The sequence below is a fragment of the Streptomyces sp. SID13666 genome (genome assembly GCF_010548325.1).
In the GTDB taxonomy this organism is placed as follows: domain Bacteria; phylum Actinomycetota; class Actinomycetes; order Streptomycetales; family Streptomycetaceae; genus Actinacidiphila; species Actinacidiphila fildesensis.
Genome location: NZ_JAAGLX010000030.1, coordinates 55,017 through 69,434 on the forward strand (window position 1 = coordinate 55,017; position 14,418 = coordinate 69,434).

General features: G+C 68.4%; 16 protein-coding genes. 7 read left to right on the forward strand and 9 right to left on the reverse strand.

The window, feature by feature from the left end; genetic code table 11:
• Nucleotides 1–242: 242 nt before the first annotated feature.
• From G3I60_RS30105 to G3I60_RS30135, 7 genes are all read right to left on the reverse strand, one after another.
• Nucleotides 243–632, reverse strand: coding sequence for a PaaI family thioesterase (locus G3I60_RS30105; protein ID WP_239070412.1), 390 nt, complete (start codon nt 630–632; stop codon nt 243–245).
• A 72-nt stretch (nt 633–704) separates the two neighbouring features.
• On the reverse strand, nt 705–923 hold the full coding sequence (locus G3I60_RS30110; RefSeq protein ID WP_164298631.1) for a hypothetical protein: 219 nt from the start codon (nt 921–923) through the stop codon (nt 705–707).
• A 26-nt stretch (nt 924–949) separates the two neighbouring features.
• On the reverse strand, nt 950–1,819 hold the full coding sequence (locus G3I60_RS30115; RefSeq protein WP_164298629.1) for a LysR family transcriptional regulator: 870 nt from the start codon (nt 1,817–1,819) through the stop codon (nt 950–952).
• 97 nt (nt 1,820–1,916) lie between these two features.
• Nucleotides 1,917–2,495 (reverse strand): Dps family protein, encoded by a 579-nt coding sequence (locus tag G3I60_RS30120; protein ID WP_164298627.1) that lies wholly within the window; start codon nt 2,493–2,495, stop codon nt 1,917–1,919.
• A 148-nt stretch (nt 2,496–2,643) separates the two neighbouring features.
• Nucleotides 2,644–3,867 (reverse strand): MFS transporter, encoded by a 1,224-nt coding sequence (locus G3I60_RS30125; RefSeq protein ID WP_164298625.1) that lies wholly within the window; start codon nt 3,865–3,867, stop codon nt 2,644–2,646.
• Between the two features lie 235 nt (nt 3,868–4,102).
• The gene (locus G3I60_RS30130; RefSeq protein WP_239070414.1) at nt 4,103–4,960 is read right to left on the reverse strand and encodes an alpha/beta fold hydrolase; all 858 of its coding nucleotides are present in this window, start codon (nt 4,958–4,960) and stop codon (nt 4,103–4,105) included.
• A gap of 107 nt (nt 4,961–5,067) precedes the next feature.
• Nucleotides 5,068–5,793, reverse strand: a complete 726-nt coding sequence (locus G3I60_RS30135) for an alpha/beta fold hydrolase (RefSeq protein ID WP_164298623.1) — start codon at nt 5,791–5,793, stop codon at nt 5,068–5,070.
• Nucleotides 5,794–7,030: 1,237 nt separating this feature from the next.
• Between G3I60_RS30135 and G3I60_RS30140 the strand changes: the two genes are divergently transcribed.
• Nucleotides 7,031–7,234: a hypothetical protein gene (locus G3I60_RS30140; RefSeq protein WP_164298621.1), complete on the forward strand. Its 204-nt coding sequence runs from the start codon at nt 7,031–7,033 to the stop codon at nt 7,232–7,234.
• Nucleotides 7,235–7,312: 78 nt separating this feature from the next.
• Nucleotides 7,313–8,308 (forward strand): hypothetical protein, encoded by a 996-nt coding sequence (locus G3I60_RS30145; RefSeq protein WP_239070425.1) that lies wholly within the window; start codon nt 7,313–7,315, stop codon nt 8,306–8,308.
• A 342-nt stretch (nt 8,309–8,650) separates the two neighbouring features.
• On the opposite strand, the gene G3I60_RS30150 is transcribed toward G3I60_RS30145, so the two are convergent.
• Nucleotides 8,651–8,989, reverse strand: a complete 339-nt coding sequence (locus tag G3I60_RS30150; RefSeq protein ID WP_164298619.1) for a hypothetical protein — start codon at nt 8,987–8,989, stop codon at nt 8,651–8,653.
• A 618-nt stretch (nt 8,990–9,607) separates the two neighbouring features.
• On the opposite strand from G3I60_RS30150, the gene G3I60_RS30155 reads away from it, so the two are divergent.
• Genes G3I60_RS30155 through G3I60_RS46900 form a run of 4 tightly spaced genes read left to right on the forward strand, consistent with a single transcriptional unit; the run spans nt 9,608 to nt 12,429 of the window.
• A complete protein-coding gene (locus tag G3I60_RS30155) occupies nt 9,608–11,044 on the forward strand; it encodes a carboxylesterase family protein (protein WP_164298617.1) in 1,437 nt (478 codons plus the stop codon).
• A 55-nt stretch (nt 11,045–11,099) separates the two neighbouring features.
• Nucleotides 11,100–12,122, forward strand: coding sequence for a zinc-binding dehydrogenase (locus G3I60_RS30160; protein WP_164298615.1), 1,023 nt, complete (start codon nt 11,100–11,102; stop codon nt 12,120–12,122).
• 50 nt (nt 12,123–12,172) lie between these two features.
• Nucleotides 12,173–12,313 carry a hypothetical protein gene (locus G3I60_RS46895; RefSeq protein WP_343241847.1) on the forward strand — a complete coding sequence of 47 codons (141 nt, stop codon included), beginning with the start codon at nt 12,173–12,175 and terminating at the stop codon, nt 12,311–12,313.
• Complete coding sequence (locus G3I60_RS46900) at nt 12,310–12,429, forward strand: hypothetical protein (RefSeq protein WP_343241846.1); 120 nt, start codon at nt 12,310–12,312, stop codon at nt 12,427–12,429. Before G3I60_RS46895 ends, G3I60_RS46900 begins: the two co-directional genes overlap by 4 nt.
• Nucleotides 12,430–12,642: 213 nt before the next feature.
• Here G3I60_RS46900 and G3I60_RS30170 read toward each other — a convergent pair whose 3' ends face one another.
• Nucleotides 12,643–13,266, reverse strand: coding sequence for a TetR family transcriptional regulator (locus tag G3I60_RS30170; protein ID WP_164298613.1), 624 nt, complete (start codon nt 13,264–13,266; stop codon nt 12,643–12,645).
• A 124-nt stretch (nt 13,267–13,390) separates the two neighbouring features.
• On the opposite strand from G3I60_RS30170, the gene G3I60_RS30175 reads away from it, so the two are divergent.
• Complete coding sequence (locus G3I60_RS30175; RefSeq protein WP_164298611.1) at nt 13,391–14,383, forward strand: aldo/keto reductase; 993 nt, start codon at nt 13,391–13,393, stop codon at nt 14,381–14,383.
• Nucleotides 14,384–14,418: the final 35 nt, after the last annotated feature.

The window sequence follows — 14,418 nt, forward strand, 5'->3', positions numbered from 1 at the left end:
GTGACCAACGCGGGTACGGCCTCCCCGATTCGATCGGGCTCCGCACGATCCGCACGGGCGCCCAAGGCGGGCACTCGTGCATGGCCCGCGCTGGATGCGCCTGCCGTGAGCCTGCGGATCCAACTCGCAGGCCCGGTTGGCTCTGTTCAGGAAATGGGTCCGTTTCGAAAGCGGTTGGACGACGGCCGGCGGGGGCACCGGGGCCGGCTGTCCTCCGACGAGGACCTGTGGCTCCAGCTCGTTCAGCTCGACCCGGCAGAAATGGTCTTGATGCGCGCAGTCGCCGTGGCTACAGCAACCAACTTGCCATTAGCAGAGCGGAGTTCACCCGAGAGGAAGCACACCTCGTTGCCGCGCTGGACGATCCGGCCCCGCCCGATCAGCCGGCCCGGTTCGGCCGGCCGCAGGAACTGCACGTGAAGGTCCAGCGTGGGTTCGGACTGACCGTCGGGCAGAGTCGCCACCAGTGCCGGGCCCAGCGTGTCGTCGAGCATGGCGGCCAGGAACCGGCCCTGCACCACTCCCACGGGGTTGAGGAAGTCTTCCGTGGCCTGAAAGGCCACCTCGATGGTTCCCTGATCGGGGTCGACAGCGATCAGCTCCCACCCAAGCGTCTTGGCCGCAGCGGGCAAGAGAGTCCGGCCGGCCAGAACGTCCCAGAAGGGACCGCGCGCCTCTCTTCATTCTCGCTCATGAAGAGGACCCTACTCGGGAGTGGTCTCGTCTTCGCCGAGGGTGAGCGCCTCGCCCATCTCCTGCTTGTGAGCCGCCAGTTCGCTCGACCACAGCTCACGGTCCAGGGTCTCCGCGATATCCTCGACCTGCTTCATGAGCGCATCGAGGTCGGCCTTCGCGTTGTCGAGGATGCCCATCCGACGGCAGGCGTTCTCGACCTTCTTGTCCCACAGTCCGAGGTCTCGCACACACTCGATTGCCTGCCGATTGTCCGTCAGGTGAGATGCCGCAGCAGCGCGGCGACGGCCGGCGACGGATCCCCGGGCGGGTGTACCACCATGACCTTCCAGGTAGGCGCGTGCGGGTCGATGCGGTACTGGCGCAGGTCGGGGAAGCGGTCCGCAATCGACACCGGCACGATGCATACGCCCAGGTCGTTGCGGACCAGTTCGGAGGCCGCGACGATGTCGTTCACCTCGAAGGTGGTGGCACGGTCGACGCCCGCGGCTCGGAAGGAGCGGTCGACCGCGTAGCGGATAGCCCAGCCCGGCGAGAAGTCCACCAGCGGCAGTCCGGTGAGATCGTCGAGTCCCACACCTCCGCCAGGCATCGTCTCGGAGAAGCTGCGGGTGGGCGCCGCGAGCACCACCATCTCCTCCTGGGACAGCAGTCGGGTGGTCAGACCGCGTTGCTGCTGACGGTCGAGTGCCACGACGGCCAAGTCGACCGATCCGTCCCGCAGCGCCTGACGGATGTCGGAAACCGCGGCCTGCCGTAGCTGGACCACCACGCCCGGGTGCTCGCTGCGCAGCGCCGCCAGGGCATGGTGGAGTCCCGCCCATACCCCCTGCATAGTGCCGACCGAGACGCGGCCCCGCAGCTGCCCCCGGACTGCGCTGACCGCTTCCTGGGCCATTTCCGCGGCGCGCAGGGCAGTTCTGGCAGCAGGGACGAACGCTTCGCCGGCGGGGGTCAGCGCGACCCGGTGCGTGGTGCGGTCGAACAGGAGGGTGCCCAGTTCTCGCTCCAGGGACTTGACCGTGCCGGACACAGCCGACTGCACGACGTGCAGTCGGCGTGCCGCAGCCGTGAAAGTACCCGTTTCGGCCACCGCGACGACGACCTCCATCTGCCGCAGATCCATCATGGCTCCCTGATCGGGGGCTCCCCGTCGACGCGACGGCGGCCGCGGACCCGGCCGAGCGACATCTTAGGTGGCCGTGGCGGTCCCTGGCGTCCGCTCAGACGCGCACCAGCGGGGTGTCGACCAGATGCTCGGCGAGGAACCACGCCTGGAGTTCGCCGGTCCGGATAATCTGCGAGACCAGCAGGTCGTTGGTGCCGTCGTCGCCCATCTCGTTGGCGCGGGCTGCGGCGTCATGGGCGTCGATGAGGATCGTCTCGTGGGCCTCCAGCAGACGGGAGAGCATCGCCGGGACCTCTTCGACGCCGTCCGGAGACCGCGGGATCGACGTGATCTCGGCGACGTGCCGGGGGTCTCCCACCGCGACGCCGCCCAGCGACTGCACGCGTTCGGCGATGGTGTCGATCAGCTCGAGCTGCTCACCCGCGTGCTTGTCCAGCAGCAGGTGGAGCTGGTAAAAGGTCGCACCGCGCATCAGCCAGTGGCTCTTCTTGTACAGGCCGTACAGGATCGAGGTGTCCGCCAGGGCCTTGTTCAGCCGCTGGCAGGAGTACATCCGGGCGTCGTAGGACAGGCCGATGGGATACTGCCTGACCGTCCCGAACTCCTGGATCACCTTGCCCTTCTGGTGGAGCCTCGGCTGGCTGCTGAGCGTAGCTTCGGTGCTGATGTTCATGATCCGCCTCCTGTGGGGCGATTGTTCTGTGGTGAGGCTAGGGCGGGTCGGTGCTACCGGATTTCCCCGCGGCGCATGGGGATGTTCCAACAGCGCACGCCCGGCACCGGCGCCGGAAGGCTCCTTGTGCCGTTGCTCGTGGCCGTTGTCAGCCGGCGATGATCTGTTGCGGCCGCCGTTCCAAGGCCCAGTAGGCGAGGGCGATCAGCGGGAAGGCGCCGCCCAGCAGGGTCAGTCCGCTCCAGCCGGCCGTTTCGTAGACGACCGTCCCGAGCTGGGAGCCGATCGCGCCACCGGCGAAGAACATCGCGATGAAGACGCTGTTGAGACGGGAGCGGGCACTGGGGTCGAGGGCGTAGATGGTGTGCTGACCGAGGATCAGCGTGGTCTGCACCGCCACGTCGACGAGAATCGCGGCGAGGGCCAGCAGCACGATGCTGTGTCCGCCGAAGCCCGCGAGGGCGAAGGCCAGCGCGGCGACCATGAGTGCAATGCCGGTGGCGGGACGCGTCAGTCCCCGGTCGGCCCAGTGCCCGGCGAGCGGGGCTACGGCTGCACCCGCGGCTCCGACAAGGGCGAAGACGCCCACGCCGACCGCGGAGTAGTGGAATCGGGGCCCGGTCAGGACGAAGGAAACCGTGGTCCAGAAGGCGCTGAAGACAGCGAACATGGCTGCCTGATACAAACCGCGGCGCCGCAGCACCGGATGCGTGCGCAGGAGCTGGAATGTGGAGTGCAGTACGTGGTGGTACGGGACCGAGGTGGTAGGGACATGCTCCGGCAAGGCAGCGCGCAGGGCCACCGCGAGTACGGCCATGAGGACGGCGGAGCCGAGGAAGACAACCCGCCAACTGGTGATATCGGAGACCAGGCTGCTCAACGTGCGGGAGAGCAGGATGCCGGTGAGCAGACCACTCATGACGCGCCCCACAACGCGCCCCCGGGCGTGGTCGGGCGCGAGGTTCGCGGCGAACGGCACCAGGATCTGAGCGACGACCGAGGTGGCCCCGCTGATCAGTGAGGCGATGAGCAGCACGGGGAAGTTGGGGGCGAGGCCCGCTACCACGAGTGCCACGGTCGTGATTGACAGCAGGACGGTAACCAGCTGCCGCTTCTCCAGCCGATCACCGAGCGGCACCAGGAAGAGCATGCCGATGACGTAGCCGACCTGAGTGAGGGTGATCAGGGACCCGGTCGCCGCCGTGCTGACGCCGAAGACGTCGCTCAGCGAGGACAGCAGGGGCTGGGCGTAGTAGAGGTTGGCGACCGTCAGGCCGCTGGCCACGGCCAGCAGCGCGATCAGCCATCCGGACACGTCCCGAGCGGGGTTCGACGTCTGGGACGGGGTGGGGAGCTTGCTTGTCCTGGACATGTGCACCTTCTTTCGTCACACATCTGCAACCAGCGCCCCGGGCTGCCCCTTCCTCACCCGTCACGATGGTCTGTGATGTCAGTTATCTCGAAGCCAGATGGAGGGTGATGGCATGCCGCGCGTTCGCCCGGAGGGGGCGGACCCGCACGAGGGCGGTCCGCGACCGCCCTCGTGCGCTACTTCTCGCGTGCCGGGTCCGCTTCGGAAGGGGCCGGCGTCTCTGTCCGGTGTGCGGTCAGTGACCGGCGCAGACGGCGTGCGCGGCCTTGTCGAGCAGATCGGCGACTGCACGCGGGGCGCTCACCGTGGCCGCGTGCGGTGCGTGAACGGTGACCGTGTGCGCCTTGGCCCGCGCGGCCATCCAGCGCTGTGCCTTCGGCGGGATGTTCCGGTCCTCGGTGGCGATGAGGTACCAGGTGGGCAGCTTCTTCCAGGCCGCAGCAGTGGCCGATTCATTCAGCGCCGCCACGGTGATCGGGCGCTGTCCGACGGCCATCGTCCGGGCGGTGACCCTCGCAACGCCGGCCGCGAACTGCTGGGGAAACAGGTCCTGCCTGATGACCAGTTCATCGCCCTGCCCGCCGCCGGGCAGCGGATACTTCTGGACGACGGTGGTCCCGGCAAGCGAACTGCCCGGGTACTTGTCGCTCAGCTCGGCGGCGCTCTCGCCGACGTCCGGGACGAAGGCCGCGATGTAGACCAGCCCCTTGACCTGGGCATGGCCGACCGCGGCTCGGCTGATGACGGAACCGCCGTAGGAGTGTCCCGCCAGCAGAACCGGACCCTCGATGCTGTCCAGGACGCTGCGCACGTAGGCGGCGTCGCCTGCCACGCTGCGCAGCGGGTTCGGCGGAACCACGACGCGGTGGCCCTGGCGCTGGAGCAGCTGCACTACGGGAGTCCAGCTGGAGGCGTCGACGAAGGCGCCGTGCACCAGCACGATGGTGGGAAGCTGCTTACTCTGCTTGGACGCCTTTGCGGCGGCCGAGGTCTCGGAGGGGGCCGAGTGGGCGATGCCAGTGGCGCCGAGGGCTGCGGCCGCACCGGCCACCACGGACAGGGTCATGGTGCGACGCGAGATCGATGTACTCATCGTTGTCCTTCTGCTCGGGACGGTTCGCCCGCAAGCCGTGCGGGCCGCCGTGGGCACGGCTTGCGGGCCGTGCCGGGAGAGAGAGCCGGCGGTGGAGGAGGAAGGGGCTACTTCGAGGTGGCTTTGATGGCTTCCTCGATGAAGACGACGACCTTTTTGGGGTGGGCGAGCATGACCAGGTGCGAGGAGTCGACCTCGATGGTGGTCATGCCGGCACGCTTGTAGCCGAAGCGCTCCACGTCGGGGTTGATGGTGTGGTCCGAGGACGACACCAGACCGAAGGAGGGCTTCGTCTTCCAGGCCGCGGCCGGAGCGACGTCCGCGAACGCCTGTGCGGCCAGGGGACGCTGCGAGACCGCCAGCACCTTCGCCAGCTCCGGCTCGACATCCGCCGCGAAGATCGCCGGGAACTTGTCGATCTCCACCGACACATCCGTACCCGGAGCGTCCGAACCCTCGACCGGGAACGGCGTGTACACCAGCGCTGCCGCCAGATCCGAGTCCGGGAACCGGCCCTGCAACTCACCCAGACTCTCGCCGACCTCCAGCGCGTAGCCCGACAGGTAGACCAGCGCCTCGACGTTCTCCTCCACACCGGCCACCGTGATGACGGCACCACCGTAGGAGTGACCGACCAGTACCACCGGGCCGTCGATCTGACGGACCACCGACGCCACGTACGCGGCGTCCCCGATCAGACTGCGGTTGGGAACCGCCGGAGCAACGACATTCAGCCCTCGCTTGAGCAACTCGGGAATGACGGCGGAATAGCTGGACGCGTCCGCGAACGCACCATGCACCAGAACAACGGTCGGCTTCTCTGAACGCGACATGATCGGGCTCGTTCCTCCTGCTAGTCAGTGCGATCGGTCGTCTACGGGGACTCGGGACGGACCGGTGGGTCTGACGACTTCCGGATCTCGCGTCGGTGAGTCCGGAAGCAGCCCCGGTCCCCGTAACAGGGCAAACCGATCGGTTGGCATGTGCCCCGACCCTCGGCTAAAGCCGCGGGTACGGAAGTGAAGGTATTGCTCGCACAAGAGGGTGACTTATCTCTGTGTGCCCTGACCTTGGTCCCTGAGCGCATTAACTGCCACCGTCGGATCAGCTGGGCATGCTCGGAGGGCAAAGCCCCTTCACGCGATCGAGCACTCGTCCCGAGTCAGCGGGAAGGGCTCCGAGGTACTACGGTCACCCGCGATTTCGCGAACCGGATGAAGCCGTCGTCGATTCCCACGTTGCTCGGCTTTCCTGCCAGGAAGCCCGCAGCCGCGCCCTTGTTCCGACCCGAGCGGGTATCCGTCGCCGCCGGTCACCCGAACCGGGTTCGCGGCGGTGTCCCGCCGGCTGCAAGAGCCTCGAGGCCAGCGTGAGCCTCTTCCACCATGGCCGGCGGGATCCGACTCTCCAGCGATGACCGGTCCGCCACCTCGCCCGGCCCCGTCGCAGCAGAAGCCTGGGACGAGATCACCGAATCGAGCATCGGGTCCCCGTCGGGAAACGTCCGAGTGGACTCGTTGGAACAGCAGGGCCTGGGGCGTGGCTCTGGGTCCACCTCGGATCTCCTGCCGGAGACCTTCGCGGTGGCAAAGGCCTTCGCTTTGGCCACCGTTAAGAAGAGGCCCCTGGAGGGGGCTAGGCGGTACTCAGGGTGTTCAGCACGCACCCTCGGGTCTGCGCGGCCGCGGTGCAACCGCTACCCGAACGCGGGGTTCGACGGGCTCTGGCCTGGTACATGACCCGGTACGTCTCCCGTCCGCTGGCCACTCTCGAGAACGCCGCACGGTCCCCGCGGGCAGCTGCCCCGACAAGGCCATGGACGCCGCTTTGACGGCGGCTCACCGCACGACTGAACATGTGCCCGGGCGATGTCACGGTCCTCGATCCTGCTCTGGACGACGTGCCCGGCCTGCGCCGTCGCCTACTCGCAAGCTGCGCTCCTGCGTCAGCGCCCAGCTCCGACGGCACAGCCGGAGGCCCACAAACACCGCGCCTGGACGTACAGGCTCTGTCCTGGTCGGTCGTGTGGTGCGGACGGATCAGCCGGAGGCACCGTTTCTCCTCCTGGACGTGGTCGGTCAGCCGGTCGGTCCGGTCTCGGAGTGGACGACGGATCTGATAGTCGGCGACGCCAGCGTGAACACCTGCCGGGCGTACTGCTACGGGCTTTTGACCTGGTTCAGGGTGCTGTGGACCACCGACGCAGCCGTGGGCAACCGCGTCTACCTGCTGCTGGCGGACCGAGCGGGCGGCCGGGCGGCTCCAGCGGCGTGAGGAGCTGCCCGGCTTCCGGATGCTGGCCGGTAAATCGGGTTGGTCTGGGATGGCGGGGCTCGTACGGTCTTGGGTGTGATGAACATGGACGGTGAGCCGGGCGCGCGGTTTCTGGAGGCGACGGCTGAGGTCGAGTCGCTGGTGTGGGACGGTGACGAGCTGCTCGATGTGGTGGGTGGCGGGCGTCGGTGGGGGGCCGACGGTGTGGAGCGTCCCTCCTCATTCATCCATGACTTCCCGTTCGACCGGGGTCTCGTCTCCCCGTCGGGCCGCTTCACCGTCGTCTACGCAGAGCGCGGCATCGAGGCGCTGGTGCTCGAAGGCGATCAGCTGATCCGCGAGCTGGAGCGCGATGACGATAACGCCGGGGAATTCGACTATCCCGTGGCGGTCGGGGTGTTGCGGGACGGCCGCGAGGTCCTGGTGCACTGTCCGGAGCAGTACGGCGTCCTGGAGATCGAGGACCTGGAGACGGGCGAACGGCTCACCCGCGGTGAGCGCCACCCCCGGGACGTCTTCCACTCCCGGTTGGCGGTGAGTCCGGATGGGAGGCACCTGCTGTCGGCCGGCTGGTTGTGGCATCCGTACGGGATTGTCGAAGTGTTCGACCTGGACGACGCGCTGACGGACTCCGCCGTGCTCGACGGCCGCGGCGTGCTGCCCGCCGACGGGGGCATCGAGGACGAGGTGGTCTCCGCCTGTTGGCTCGACGGGGACCGGCTGGCCATCGCGACAGCGGTGTTCGGGGCCTACGACGGCAAGGAACGCCGGCAGTTGGGTGTGTGGTCGCTGGCGGAAGGCTGGTGGCTCGGGCGAAGCGCCGTCGACTTCACCCTCGGCACGCTGATCGCCCGGGGCGACACGGTCGTCGCCCTCCACGGGCACCCACGGCTGGTCGACCTCGCGACGGGCGCCGTGGTGGATGAGTGGCCCGACGTGGAGGTCTCCCAGAGGGAGGGCAGCTACGGAGCCACCCATGTCCCGACGCCCGTCGCGGCCCTGCACTCCGACGGAACGCGCCTGGCCCTCGCGCAGCCGGACGGCATCGCGATCATCGATCTTCCGGCCCGCTGAGCGCATGCACGCGTGAGGTCCCGGTGGAGGGAAATCCACCGGGACCTCTGTACGGCAGGGGTCAGGTGGGCGTTGGGGCTATTCGCCGCCAACTACTCACACCCGTCGATCCTGGCTCGTGGCCGGGTGCCGGACCCTCTCACGCCGTTTCCGCTGGTCATGGCGCATTCTGGGGTTATGGGTCGTGGAGTTGATGCGGCCGACGGCGGTCGCTACGGTGCCGCTGCCCGGGGATATGCCGGGGTCTGCGCAATTCGAACTCAAGTTATGGACAGGGTTTGCGGGTGTCCGTTGTCCGGCGCTGTTTCGCATCGAGGGGTCCGCTGCGAGACGTCACCCTGTTCAGCCGGCTGCGGGTTGGTTTCCTGATCCGAACAGTGGTGCGTCGGCGGGTGAGACGTCGCTCCTGACCCGTAGCCAGCGCACGGGATCTCGCCATTTCCCGGAGGGGTCAAGGGATACGTCGGCAGCAAGCTTGGCCACGAGCTGGGGTTCGACCAGGGCCACGCGCAGTTTCTCCTTGCTGCCCCAGCCGGCGGAGAAGGACCAGCCTGTCCAGGGGTGCTCTGCAGCTGCGGGGGTGAGCTCTTTGGCCAGGGTCTGGCTGGCATGGCGTGACAGGACGGTGCTGCGGCCGACGAAACGGAGTTGACCGTCGACGTCACGCCTTCCCAGCAGCACGGTCGTGGGTGCGGACAGCGAGCCGGAGACTCCGCCGATCAGGGCTTCTGTGGTGGCTCGGGACCACTGGTGGAGTGTCGGTATTCGAGGGTTGCAGCATTCGCACCCCTGCCTAGAGCTGATCCAACTCTCAGCCCTCGACGCCTATTAGGCCTACAGCTCTCACCACAGCGGGTGCTGTCTGCGCGAAGACGCCGGATCAAGAAGGAAGGACCGACCTCTTGCGGTGAACCAGCGCTGGCGCCCCCGCTCCGGCGCGGGCCCTCGTCCTCTGCCACCGCGCTGTACGGACCTTCCCAGCACACCATCCCGCACGACAGAAGGCTCACCCGGCGTTACGAGGTTCACGACGCCGGTACGGCATCGATCGGCTGCTTCACCCGGAGGAGGTCGAGCTGGCGCCGTTCGCCGACGATCCAGCCGTCGGCCACGTAGGAGAGGTTCACGGCCCGCACCGAACCGTGCGGCCGAAGTGTCACCTTGCGACCACTGCGTGACCGCTGTCCACCGGGCGATCTGCCGGAGTCCAGGGAATGCTTGGAGAGCTTCACCGCGAGCGATCAGCCGCCGCCACGCCATGTGAAAACCCCCGAACCGCACCGGAAGGAATCTCACGCCATGACCGCTACCGCTCCCAAGGCTCCGACTGCACCAGGGGTGCGGTCCTGGTGGGGAATCCCGTACGCCACCGCCGATCGGTACCGCCGCCCCGTGGTCGCGGACTTCGATCCGAGTCTCCCGTACGACCGGAAGGGCGTCGTCGCGATCCAGCCCGACAGCGGGGATTGGCTCGAAGCGGACAGCGGGATGGGCGAGGACTGCCTGAACCTGAACGTGTGGACCCCCGAGCAGCCGGTCGCCAAGGCGCTCCCGGTGACCGTGTACATCCACGGCGGCGGATTCGAGTACGGCGCGAACACCCAGATCACCTCCAACGCCTCCGGTCTCGCCGCGACGGGGCGCGTGGTGGGCGTGTCCGTCAACTACCGGCTCGGCGCCCTGGGCCCGCTCTCGCTCTCGCAATACGGCGGGAAGCTCGCCGAGGCCACCAACCTCTTCCTCCAGGACATCATCGCCGCGCTCACCTGGGTCCAGCGGAACATCGCCCACTTCGGCGGCGACCCCGACCAGGTCACCGTCTACGGCCACAGCGGCGGCGCCTACTCCTCCCTCGGACTGCTCGGCGCCTCCTCTGCCGACGGCCTGTACCGGCGCCTGGCCGGGTTCTCCGGCGGGCCCGCCCGCAGCATCCCGGCCTGGTGGGCCGAGGAACTCGCCCACCTGTTCGTCACCGAACTCGGCGTCGCGGACAACCCGGAGAAGCTGCTGGACCTCGACCCGCTCTCCCTGCGGGACGCCCTGCGCAAGGTCGCCCCGACGGACCTCGGAGTCCGCGGCGGGGTGGACAACAAGGCCACCGGCGTCGTCCTGGACACCGGACAGCCCGGTGCGGTGGTGCACGCCCACCCCATGGACGTCCTCGCCTCGGGCGCGCACCGCGACGTCGACATCCTGCTGAGCATGGCCAGCGACGACATGGGCTGGTGGGTGGCGAACGACCTCGACCGGTTCGACCCGGGCACCGTCGACCGCGTCGTCGACGAGGTCGCGGGGTGGCGCATCTCCCGCTCCCGCGCGCAGAAGATCGTCGAAACCTACGACCAGGGCGGCCGTACCCCGGCCGAGGTCCGCGCCGCGGTCATGGCGGACTACCTCTTCGCGATCCCCGCAGCCCGCGGGGCCCTGGCCCACGCCGCCGCCGGCGGCAACGCCCACCTTCTCCTGATCGGCCCCGTCGAGGGCGCGCCCGCCGTGCACGGCACCGAGATGTACGCGCTGGTCGGCCAGGAAAAGCCGGGCCGCAGCGCGGAGCAGGCCGAGCGGGACACCCGTATCCGCGACATCGTGCTCGACTTTGCCACCGGCGAGCACTCCCGTCTGTGGCCCGCGGTCACGGACAAGCCCACCTCGGAAACCGTCGGCAACTCTCCCTTCGAGGGCACCGCCCACTACCAGCAGGTCCTCGACCTGTGGGAAGGCATCGACCGCCCCTGACGGCCGGCGGGCGATACGGACGACGCAGGGGACAACACGGAGTGAGGTACTCGACATGAGCCAACCGACAGCAGCCGGCGACGCCGCACCGGCGACGATGAGGGCCGTCGTCGTCACCCGGCCCGGCGGCCTGGAGGCACTGGAGATCAAGGACGTCCAGGTGCCCGTCCGCAAGCCCGGCTGGGTGCGGATCAAGGTCAAGGCGTTCGGCGTCAACGAATCCGAGGTCACCACCCGCAAGGGAAAGTCGGACGCGGTGGTCACCTACCCGCGTGTTCCCGGCATCGAGGGCGTCGGCGTGGTCGAGGAGGCCGACGAGGACAGCGGTCTGCGGCCGGGACAGCAGGTGGCCACGATGATGGGCGACATGGGCCGCAGTTACGACGGTGCGTACGCCCAGTACGTGACCGTCCCCGCGGCGCAGGTCATCCCGTTCGAGACCAGCCTGCCGTGGGAGGTCGTCGGTGCGCTGCCGGAGATGTTCCAGACTGCCTACGGATCGCTGACCCGCGGCCTGGGCCTCAAGGCCGGGCAGACGCTGCTGATCCGCGGCGGCACCTCCACGGTCGGGCTGAGCGCGGCCACGATCGCGAAGGACCTCGGAGCGACCGTGCTGTCCACCACCCGCACCCCGGCGAGGTCTGGGGAACTGCGGGCCGCGGGCGTCGACCACGCACTCGTCGACAATGGCACCCTCGCCGACCAGGTGCGCGAGCTGATCCCAGGCGGCGTCGACGCCGCCCTGGAACTGGTCGGCTGCTCGGTCCTCCCCGATACCCTCAACGCCGTCCGCCGCCACGGCACGGTCTGCTTCACCGGAGCCCTGGCGGGCCAGTGGACGATCCCCGACTTCAGCCCGTTCATGATCCCGGGCGGGGTGCGGCTGACGTCCTACGGCGGTGAGGCCGCCGACCTCCCGGCCAACGTCTTCGCTCACCAGCTGCAGGCCATCGCCGCCGGACGTCTCAACGTGCCGGTCGCGAAGGTCTACCACGGCCTGGAACAGGTCCGCGACGCCCAGGCCGACCTCGAATCCGGCGCCACGCCGGGCAAGCACGTCGTCGTTCTGGACGACTGAGACCTGATCGCGGGACTCGACAAGGTCATCGCACACACCGTGCGCAGTGGGTGCCTCAGCCCGGCGGTGAGCGTCGGTGGTGCCCGTTCCAGCACAACCCGCTCGCACCGGACTGCGCCGAGACGCTGAAGAATCTGGGCGTCGGCTTTCACCAGCAGTTCCCGGACGCCGAGTACGACGTCAAAGGGTGATCTCCGAGGGCGAGCTGGTGCTGGTCCACTCGAACATAGTGACGACGCCGGGCGCGCGGGGCACGGCGGTGTTCGACATCTTCCGCTTCCAGGACGGGAAGATCGCCGAGCACTAGGACGTGAGCCAGAACCTGCCGGAGACCTCCGCGAACGGCAACACCATGTTCTAGTACGTTCTAGTACGGCAGCCGCCGTTTGAGATCTTGGTTCAGGCCCGGGGGTAGCAGAGCGGCCACCGCGTGATGTTTGCCTGGCTCAGGAGCGCTGATTCGTCAGCAGGATGTGCCCATGGGTGAGCGGCAAGGGCGGCCGACGCCGTTCGGGGGACCTCAGCGCGCTCGAGGGAAAAGCCGCTCGACAGCGGTCACCACCGCGGCGCGGCGGGCGGCAGTGGTGGGGTCCACGGCGTGTGCGGCGGCGGCCTCGCTGAGTTCGGGTTGTGATGCCCAGGTCATGGCGATCTGGTTGACCAGGGCGAGGACGTCGGCCGGGTCCCAGGCGGGGTCGAGCTGTCCTGCCCGCTGCACCTGTCGGAGTTGGTCGATTTTGCGGGCGATCACTGCCTGGTCGGGATCGTCGGCAACGGCTGTGGTGCCCGGCAGTTCGAGGCGGCCCCAGGTGATCAGGCGGTGGTGGTCTGGACGGGCGACAAAGTAGTCGAACAGGCGGCCCGCGTAGCCGGGGAGGTCGGACGGGTCTATCTGGGTGGCCTCGGCGATGACGACGTACTCCCGTGCGGCGACGTCGGCATAGAGCGCGTCTTTGCTGCGGAAGTAGGCGTAGACGCGTTCTTTGCTGGTCTTGGCGAGTTTGGCGATGCGGTCCACGCGGGCGCCGGCGATGCCGTGGCGGGCGAACTCCTCCATGGCAGCGGTAAGAATGCGCTCGCGCGTGGTATCGCCGGCGGCGGCTGCGGGCGCTGCGGTCTGGCCGGAGTCGCGGGACTGGGACATGGCCCCAGGATAGAGCACCAAACCGTTTGGTTTGGCATCCGGGTGATCGGCACGTAGAGTCAAACGGAACAGTTCGGTTTGACCTCTGCGGGTGAAGCCGGCGAACTACTCAGGGAGTGAACTCATGCAGCACCGCAATCTGGGCTCTCAGGATCTGCGCGTCTCGGCGCTCGGCCTGGGGACCATGGGCATGTCCATGGCCTACGGAGCCTCGAACGACGACGAGGGCATCGCGACCATCCGCCGCGCCCACGAACTCGGGATCGACTTCTTCGACACCGCCGAGCTGTACGGCGCCGGTACCGGCAGCAACGAGATGCTCCTGGGCGAGGCGGTCAAGGACTTCCGCGAGGAGGTGGTCCTTGCCACCAAGTTCGGCTTCGACATGACCGCCCCGGCGATCAGCCCCGCCTTCGACAGCCGCCCGGAAAACATCCGCAAGGTCGCCGAGAACAGCCTGCGCTACCTGCGGAGCGACCACATCGACCTCTTCTACCAGCACATCTCCGACCCCGACATTCCGGTCGAGGAGGTCGCCGGCGTGGTCGGCGAACTGATCGCCGAAGGCAAGGTGAAGTACTTCGGCCTGAGCAACGTCGGCCCCCAGTACATCCGCCGCGCCCACGCCGTCACCCCGGTCTCCGTGCTCCAGTACGAGTACTCGCTCTTCGAGCGGGAGGTGGAGGAGGAGATCCTTCCCGTTCTGCGGGAACTCGGCATCGGCCTGGTGCCCTACTCCCCGCTCGGCCGCGGCTTCCTCACCGGCCAGGTCAAGCCCGCCAGCGAGTACGCCGCGGACGACATGCGCAGCTGGGACGAACGTTGGCAGGGCGAGAACTACACCTACAACCTGCACGCCACCGAACAGCTCAAGAATCTGGCCGACACCAAAGGCATCACCACCGCCCAACTCGCACTGGCCTGGCTGCTCGCCCAGGGCGAGGACATCGCGCCCATTCCCGGCACCCGCAGCACCAAGCGCATCGAGGAGAACGCCGGCGCCACCGACGTCCAGCTCTCCGCTACCGATCTGGCCCGCATCACGGAGATCCTTCCCCACGGCTCGGCGGGCAGCCGCCTCCCGGCCGCGGTGCTGTCCAGCTTCACCACAGACTGACCGTGTCGGCACCCGCGCGTGCGAGGCTGGGCCTG

Coding starts and splice junctions, on each gene's coding strand:
- G3I60_RS30115 (WP_164298629.1), bottom strand. CDS start 1,819: ATGGATCTGCGGCAGATGGAGGTCGTCGTCGCGGTGGCCGAAACGGGT.
- G3I60_RS30120 (WP_164298627.1), bottom strand. CDS start 2,495: ATGAACATCAGCACCGAAGCTACGCTCAGCAGCCAGCCGAGGCTCCAC.
- G3I60_RS30125 (WP_164298625.1), bottom strand. CDS start 3,867: ATGTCCAGGACAAGCAAGCTCCCCACCCCGTCCCAGACGTCGAACCCC.
- G3I60_RS30130 (WP_239070414.1), bottom strand. CDS start 4,960: ATGAGTACATCGATCTCGCGTCGCACCATGACCCTGTCCGTGGTGGCC.
- G3I60_RS30135 (WP_164298623.1), bottom strand. CDS start 5,793: ATGTCGCGTTCAGAGAAGCCGACCGTTGTTCTGGTGCATGGTGCGTTC.
- G3I60_RS30145 (WP_239070425.1), top strand. CDS start 7,313: ATGAACATGGACGGTGAGCCGGGCGCGCGGTTTCTGGAGGCGACGGCT.
- G3I60_RS30155 (WP_164298617.1), top strand. CDS start 9,608: ATGACCGCTACCGCTCCCAAGGCTCCGACTGCACCAGGGGTGCGGTCC.
- G3I60_RS30160 (WP_164298615.1), top strand. CDS start 11,100: ATGAGCCAACCGACAGCAGCCGGCGACGCCGCACCGGCGACGATGAGG.
- G3I60_RS30170 (WP_164298613.1), bottom strand. CDS start 13,266: ATGTCCCAGTCCCGCGACTCCGGCCAGACCGCAGCGCCCGCAGCCGCC.
- G3I60_RS30175 (WP_164298611.1), top strand. CDS start 13,391: ATGCAGCACCGCAATCTGGGCTCTCAGGATCTGCGCGTCTCGGCGCTC.